This is a genomic window from Acidithiobacillus sp. TH-A35, from assembly GCF_057473505.1.
Genome location: NZ_JBYCKR010000083.1, coordinates 1 through 5977, shown reverse-complemented (window position 1 = coordinate 5977; position 5977 = coordinate 1). Strand labels below are relative to the sequence as shown.

At 54.8% G+C, this 5977-nt stretch carries 8 protein-coding genes; 1 reads left to right on the top strand and 7 read right to left on the bottom strand.

Translation table 11 applies throughout. From position 1 onward, the window contains the following. Nucleotides 1-10 precede the first annotated feature (10 nt). The 4 genes from AC2VNK_RS03215 to AC2VNK_RS03200 all read right to left on the bottom strand — a co-directional run bounded on the left by AC2VNK_RS03215 (nt 11) and on the right by AC2VNK_RS03200 (nt 2617). On the bottom strand, nt 11-307 hold the full coding sequence (locus tag AC2VNK_RS03215) for a D-alanyl-D-alanine carboxypeptidase (protein ID WP_486882773.1): 297 nt from the start codon (nt 305-307) through the stop codon (nt 11-13). A 151-nt stretch (nt 308-458) separates the two neighbouring features. After that, complete coding sequence (locus AC2VNK_RS03210) at nt 459-1700, bottom strand: MFS transporter (protein ID WP_486882772.1); 1242 nt, start codon at nt 1698-1700, stop codon at nt 459-461. 60 nt (nt 1701-1760) lie between these two features. Continuing rightward, nucleotides 1761-2306, bottom strand: a complete 546-nt coding sequence (locus AC2VNK_RS03205) for a c-type cytochrome (protein ID WP_486882771.1) — start codon at nt 2304-2306, stop codon at nt 1761-1763. A gap of 50 nt (nt 2307-2356) precedes the next feature. Further along, nucleotides 2357-2617: a hypothetical protein gene (locus AC2VNK_RS03200; protein WP_291524282.1), complete on the bottom strand. Its 261-nt coding sequence runs from the start codon at nt 2615-2617 to the stop codon at nt 2357-2359. Between the two features lie 305 nt (nt 2618-2922). On the opposite strand from AC2VNK_RS03200, the gene AC2VNK_RS03195 reads away from it, so the two are divergent. After that, on the top strand, nt 2923-4044 hold the full coding sequence (locus tag AC2VNK_RS03195) for a fatty acid desaturase (protein ID WP_291524281.1): 1122 nt from the start codon (nt 2923-2925) through the stop codon (nt 4042-4044). A 126-nt stretch (nt 4045-4170) separates the two neighbouring features. On the opposite strand, the gene AC2VNK_RS03190 is transcribed toward AC2VNK_RS03195, so the two are convergent. The 3 genes from AC2VNK_RS03190 to AC2VNK_RS03180 all read right to left on the bottom strand — a co-directional run. Beyond that, on the bottom strand, nt 4171-4491 hold the full coding sequence (locus AC2VNK_RS03190) for a hypothetical protein (RefSeq protein ID WP_486882770.1): 321 nt from the start codon (nt 4489-4491) through the stop codon (nt 4171-4173). A 32-nt stretch (nt 4492-4523) separates the two neighbouring features. Next, on the bottom strand, nt 4524-5525 hold the full coding sequence (locus AC2VNK_RS03185; protein WP_486882774.1) for an NAD-dependent epimerase: 1002 nt from the start codon (nt 5523-5525) through the stop codon (nt 4524-4526). Beyond that, a partial coding sequence (locus AC2VNK_RS03180; RefSeq protein WP_486882769.1) for an NAD-dependent epimerase/dehydratase family protein occupies nt 5525-5977 on the bottom strand: 453 nt, incomplete at its 5' end. The genes AC2VNK_RS03185 and AC2VNK_RS03180, both read right to left, overlap by 1 nt.

The following is a 5977-nucleotide window of genomic DNA, read 5'->3' as shown; positions in this document are numbered from 1 at the left end:
AAAACATGTTCTACCTGCCCATACTTGAGCGGCAAGCATCCGCGTAGGATAACATGGGGTCATCCCGCACCGTTTGCGTAATAAACGGAAAACGTCGGCTGGAGAGATTAGAGTCACCGCCACTCAGTAAAATTAACGGCCCTTGCACCACACCATCATCGACGGTCCGGGCCAATATCCGGGTTTGCTGGTGAGATTCCGGCCCCAATTCATGCAGGATATACGCAGTGGTTAGGAGCTTTGCCGTGGATGCAGGCAGTTGTCTATGATTTGCCTGCACGCTTAGTGCCGGCCTGCCCTTTTGCATATCCTGAATCAAAATAATCCATTGACCATCGTCGCCAAACTGTGCTAAGGCAATATCCCGATAAAAAATAGAGCCGTACCCGGCCTTTATCCCATCTCCACAGCCTCTTGTCTGAATTCATTCTTTCGCCCCCTCTTTATTTTGTATGCAATTATTCGGTCTTCCCCTCCGGGGAGTCCGGTGCCGGTATGAACTCCTGACGATCTGTAAACAGGACCACAGGCATACGCAGCGCCAACCACAAACTGGGTAGTGCCGCGGCAAATGCCAGTAGAAAAAATTCCACAAATCCCACCCGTGCCGCGAGAAAACCACTAAACCCGCCGACAACCGTGGTTGCCACGGACATCAGGGCGGAGCCGATAGCAAAGTGCGTTGCCTGATAGCTACCCTGACAACGCTGCATGAGGAAGACCATCAAAACGGCGGTGCCGAGACCTGCCGCCGCCTGCTCAAAAGCCACTGTGACGCCTACCCACCAGACAGACGGCGTCGCCCAGGCCAGCCATGCATAGGCCGGAATTGCCAGAGATTGAATTAATGTCAACGGTAGCAACGCGTGGCGCAAACTCCATCGGGATATGATGATACCGCCCAGCAAAGCGCCTCCGATAGTCGTCACCGTTCCTACTGTTCCGGTGAGGATGCCGCGCGCCACCAGGCCATAGCCCAGATGGTTGAGAAATGGCGTTACCATCGCAGACATCATGGCGTCGCCAGCGCGGAAAAGCAGGATAAAGGCCAGAGCCCAGAGGATTCCCGGTTGCTGCATGTAGGTGGAGAAAGCTTCGCGCACGGCGTGCCAATGCTGCCCTTTGTGGCTCGTGGGTGCGGGTGGTGATGGAAGTATACGCTTATGAAAAGCCGCCAATCCCCACATCATCGCCGCCGCCGTTAAAAAACAGGCGGTCCAGGACACCCACCCGGCGATGATAACGAGCGCGCCGTTTCCCACCAGCATGGCAATCCGATAGGCCGCAACCCGCAGTCCTGAAAAAGCCGCCTGATCCGATGGGTTGAGTGTCTGGATGTAATAACCGTCTACGGACATGTCATGGGTAGCCGCCATGAAGGCCAATAACACAAAGATTTTAGTGGCGAGGTCCAGATTCAGATGTTGTGCTGGCCAGATCAGTAAAGCGGCCACACCACCCAGGACGATTTCCATTACTACAAGCCAACGCTTCTTATCCGCAAAAAGATCGATCAATGGGCTCCAGAACAGTTTTAAATTCCAAGGCAGACCGAAAAAGGAGAGCAATCCGATGACCTGCAAGCTGGCGCCTGCATAGGTAAAAAACTGGACGGATACCTGTTGCACCAGCGAATAAGGCAGCCCTTCCGCATAATAGGTGCTGGAAATCCAGCTGAATGTTTTAAACTTTTTTCGCAAGACTCATCCGGGTATAAAAAACCCCCGCAAGGCGGGGGTCTAGACGGCTAAAGAAGCCCGTTAGGCAGTTTTTGGGGGTGCGATAGGCTTTTGTGCCAACACCCATGAAGCCAACTCTTTGGCTTCCGCCGAGGTCACATTCTGCGCTGGCATGGGCATAGAACCCCACACGCCGGACACGCCATGCTCAATAGCGTGGCTTAACGTTGCTATCGCCTTGGGATCGCTTTTGTACTTGTAGGCGACCCAGGCAAAAGCAGGACCGAGGACTTTGGTACCGATTTGATGACAGGCAAAACAGCCCTTGGCTTCCGCCAGCGACCTCGCTTTGACCATCTGATCCAGGCTCCCCGCGGCGGTCACTACCTTAATAAAACGCTCGCCTCGTCCCTGCGCGTCAAAGCCCGCCGGCGAGGCGCTGCCTCCAGTGCTCTCACCACCTCGGGTAGATCCAGAATTCTGGCCGCTGCCCGCCGCCGGATTGGTAGCGGAGCTATCAATCGGCGCGGTAGTGGACTCGTCTTTCCTGGCGCAAGCCGCAGCGAGAGTAACTACGCCGACAAGCACCAGAAGACGCATGACTGGGCTGATATCATTAAAAGTCATCGTGATACGCCTCCTCATGTCCCAACTCTGAACTCTACCCGGGCAGTGAATTAGCTCGCAGAAGCATCGCTGCTGGTGGCAGGCGCAGCGGATTCCATCGGCGCCATAGCGCTGCTGCCCGTGCCGTTTGTCGCTGGGGCAGCAGATTCGGTGGTGGTGGTTGCCGGGGCAGCAGATTCGGTGGTGGTGGTGGCACTGCTTTCAGCAGGAGCGGTGGTTTCTTCCTTCTTGGCGCAGGCCGAGGCAAGCGCGATAGCACCGGCAACAAGGACGATACGGGCAACAGGCTTAATCTTGGCAATATCCAACATGTTTTCAATTCTCCTTAACGTAGACTTCATGGGATGACAGCGTCAGCAGCTAAACATATAGCGCAAATGACTCCAACATGGTAGCACTAATTTCTGCTGCGCCAAATACCGCTGGTTTGGTTGTGGCAGAAGCAAACGCGCGCAGACTAAGCGTGACACAGCGCAGCAACGAGATCAGGGTGGCGAACCCAATCGTTAGTGGGTCTACGAGGTGCTGGCCCTACGTTTGCCCCATCTTTCATTATATAATAAGATATGTGAGTATGCTGTAACCACGAAATGGATTTGCCAGGAAACACATTGCCATGCCACTTACCTCTTCTGACGCTGACTACGAGGCATTGCGCCCCGTCAAACTTCAAACCATCCGTGACGCGATCCGGCCCGAGCGCTATCAGCGCTCAACCGGTATTGCTGTCGCGTGGTATGCATTCGATGCACTCCTCTATCTGTCAGCTATCGCCGGTACTCTGCTCGTCGAGGCATGGTGGCTCAAACTGTTGTTCGGGCTCCTTGCGGGATCGGCAGTCGCCTCTATGTTTGTCTGGGCGCACGATGCGGCGCACGGCGCCCTCTTCCAGAGCAAGCGCACTGCCGAAATCATGGGCACAATCTTCATGCTGCCCTCGCTGAACATGTACCGACTTTGGGCCTTCGGGCACAACCGCGTCCATCACGGCTTTACCAGCCTGACTACCATCGACTGGGTATGGCGCCCCTGGACACCCGAGGAATATCGAAGCAAGACGGTTTGGCAGAAAATGATCTATCGCCTGGAACGCAGCCCTTACAGTTGTGCGCTGCACTATCTGTTGCGGATCTGGTGGCCAGGCATGGTGCGTTTCAAAGCAGATGCGAAAAGCAAGGATCGGCGGGCATTTTTCTATAGCAAAATGGTAACGTTGGTGTTTTTTCTCAGCTTTTCCGCGCTGGTGTACTGGATTGCAGGCCTGATGGGCGTCATTGCGGCGGTGATTCTGCCTTTCCTGGTGTTCAATTATTACATTGCTTTGTTTGTCTTTCTCCATCACACGCATCCGAAAGTGCCCTTCTTCTCAGAGAAAGAGGAGTGGAGCCAGAGTGTTGGCCAGCTTTATTGCAGCACTATTGTACGTTGCTCCAAAATCAGCGAGTACCTGATCCACAATATTTTGATCCACACACCGCACCACGTAGACCCGCGGATTCCCTTCTACCGTCTGAAGGGGGCCTACGAAGATTTGCGCGCGGAATATGGCCAGTACATTCATGAAACCCGCTTCGGTTTTTTTGAGGTTCGACGTATCTTCAAGGAATGCAAGCTATATGATTACGAGGGGAAGTGCTGGATGAGCTTCCGATCCGGTCGTAGCTGGATTGAGGAAAAGGCCGCTGACATCGCCGCCTCCGCCGCCTCTTCTGTGTACCCAGGCAAGACGGCGCACTGAGTAAGGTAGTGTTGTTGAAAAACGTTTTATACCACTACCCGGCGGTGACTCAGTCTTCTGAGAGGTCCGGGTGGCGGTTTCCCGGTACGGGAGAGGGCGTATTGAGTGCCTGAAGGTGCAAAATCTTCAGAAGTCGCTCAACCGGCGGGTACAAAAGTACTGCGGATACTGCCAGATAGACCACTCCCGAGTACAGGGCGTGGCACTGGCAAAAAGTTTGGCGGTAGTGCCATGTAAGTTTGAAACCGGACCCATACCGCTCAGAATCATGCTCGCATTGAGCAGACTATCGATCCAGTTGATACGAGCCAGCAGATGATAGCCGAGTACGCCCATGCCGAGAGAAAACAGCATGAAAGCTAATCCAGCCCCGGTGTAGCGTAATTGCCGCCACAGAAATTCTGTTCGGCTATGCAGATGAAGGGGGTAGTACGTACGTATATTCATGGCGTTACCCCCGTTTAAAAAATGTCAGGCTGTCAGCCGTAATACTGACGATACCAGGCTACAAAGTGTTGCAGACCCTCGCGTAAGGGGGTGTCAGGAGCAAAGCCAACGCTCTGCTGTAACACAGTAATGTCGGCGTAGGTGGCTACTACGTCGCCATCCTGCATGGGGAGCCATTCAATCTGCGCGGATTTGCCGAGGCATCCCTCCAGAGTATGGATGAAGTCCGTGAGTGCAATGGGCGTGTGGTTGCCAATGTTGTGAATGCAGAATGGTGCCGCACTGCTTGCCGGATCTTCCGGCCAGATATTTTGCGCTTCCGGTGCATGCGGAATGAGCCGCGTCACCCCTTCGATGATGTCATTGATATAGGTGAAGTCGCGCCGCATTTGGCCGTGGTTGAATACGGGGATGGGCTGTCCGGCCAGAATCTTCTGCGTGAAACTGAAGTAGGCCATATCGGGACGCCCCCAAGGCCCGTAGACCGTAAAAAACCGCAATCCCGTACTGGGGATGCCATAAAGATGGGCGTAGCTGTGCGCCATAAGTTCGCCCGCCCGCTTGGTAGCCGCGTAGAGGCTGACCGGATGATCTACCGGATCATGAACACTGTAAGGCAGGCGACTATTGGCACCGTATACCGAACTAGAGGAAGCGAAGAGCAGGTGGTTCACCCCTTGCGCACGGCAGCCCTCCAGCACGTTCAGAAAGCCGACAACATTGCTGTCCACATAGCTGTGCGGCGCTTTCAGAGAATGCCGCACCCCCGCCTGGGCAGCCAGATTGATGACGACGTCAAAGTGTGGACCCGCAAAGAGCGTCTGCATACCCTCCCGATTGGTCAGATCCAGAGGCTGAAACTGAAAAGCGGGATGCCCCTCCAGTTGCGCCAGGCGATCCCTTTTCAGGCCGGGATCATAGTAGTCATTGAGATTATCTATGCCGCTGACGATCCAGCCGTCTGCCAGTAAGCGACGGGCCATATGAAAACCGATGAAACCCGCAGCACCGGTAACGAGTACCCGCCCGTCCATCAATCCGGCCGCTCCGCCAGCCATTGCACGTAGCGATCCACCCCCTGCTCCACTGTCAGGAAGGGTTTGGCATATCCCGCACTACGCAGCTTGCTCACTTCTGCCTGGGTAAAGCTCTGATATTTGCCATTCAGGGCCTCGGGCATGCTGATGTAGCGAATAGTCTGCGCTTTCTGTAGTACAGGCAGGTTTTGTGCTGGGCGGTCTGCGCGGCGTTCCAGACTATTGATGACGGCGACTGCCACTTCGTTGAAACTCTGCGCCTGCCCGGTGCCCACATTGTAGATTCCGCTGTGCGGGTGATCCAAAAAGTGCATATTGACGGCCACCACATCGTCCACGTGAATGAAATCACGCCGCTGCTCGCCATCGGCATAGCCGCCCGTCCCCGCAAACAAGTGAACATGATTATCCAGTCGGTATTGTTTGAAAAAATGCAGCGCCACTGAGGC